This is a genomic window from Fictibacillus arsenicus (assembly GCF_001999465.1).
Taxonomy (GTDB): domain Bacteria; phylum Bacillota; class Bacilli; order Bacillales; family Fictibacillaceae; genus Fictibacillus; species Fictibacillus arsenicus.
Genome location: NZ_MQMF01000051.1, coordinates 1 through 892, shown reverse-complemented (window position 1 = coordinate 892; position 892 = coordinate 1). Strand labels below are relative to the sequence as shown.

Annotated in this window: 2 protein-coding genes; one reads left to right on the top strand and one right to left on the bottom strand. The window is 64.1% G+C overall.

Annotation, left to right across the window (positions count from 1 at the left end; translation table 11 throughout):
• Positions 1–50, top strand: a 50-nt coding sequence (locus UN64_RS21740; RefSeq protein ID WP_139343247.1) for an Ltp family lipoprotein, incomplete at its 5' end; no start/stop codon positions are given.
• 171 nt (positions 51–221) lie between these two features.
• Here the strand turns inward: UN64_RS21740 and UN64_RS20080 are convergent.
• Positions 222–892 (bottom strand): DUF3800 domain-containing protein (locus UN64_RS20080; RefSeq protein WP_139343246.1); only part of this gene is annotated, 671 nt, incomplete at its 5' end.

Sequence of the window (892 nt, the reverse complement as noted above, 5' to 3'; positions counted from 1 at the left end):
AGTTCACGCCCGACCAGGCGCAGTACGCGATCGACAACCTGTCCCAGTGACGCCCGGCCATGCCCGGCGCATTGAATGAACGCGTCGGCAACGGTGTCGCCAGGTGGTCCACCCGCCGCCCGCATATTCTGGTCCTCCGCAGCCCGCGGAGGACCAGAATATGCGGGGCTGTGTTCCGCCTGACGCAGGGCCGGGGTGATCTCTAGCAGCGGCGCCAGGTCTCAGCGTCCCGCCCGCCAGATCTTCGCCATCTTCTCTGCCGCAGCCGGGTCCACCGCGGTTCCCAGCAGCTGTCCTTGCACGGTGGGGGCGAGTCGTCGTTCGCGGTGGAAGAGTTCGGAGTGGTTGATATCGGGCACCCCGCGGTTCCACAAGTGAAGTTTGGACTCGTAGGTGAAGCTTCCCCTCGTCGATGCGAGCCGTTGCGGATCGGTAACCCAGGCGTACTTGGACGAGTCGTTGAGCTGGTGATCGACAGCGCGTGTGACGGCGGCGGCGACCCAGTCGGCGAACTGCACGTTGGAGCTCAGCGAACTGTCCACGTGCATGGGCGGTTCCACGATGCACCGCATCTCCGGAAAGTCGCCGGCTCGGCTGAAGATGTGGGCATACATCGATGCAACGCGTTCGACTCGCGTCTTCTCATTGATTTGATCGATGATCACCATGAGGTTATGTCCGTGATGGTGGGCATGGCGGGCCAGACGGTTCAGAGTCTCTCGCATGGCGTCGGCTTCGCATTTCTCGACGTCGAGGCCGATCTGCTTGGGCGTCCCACGCTGCTTCTCGTCGGCGTAGTAGAACAGCTTGCCGCCGTGGTCGACGACGACGGACCGCACGAGCGCATCGAACACGCGGAGCTGCTGCGGAAAGCGCGCGGGGGTATCCGGCC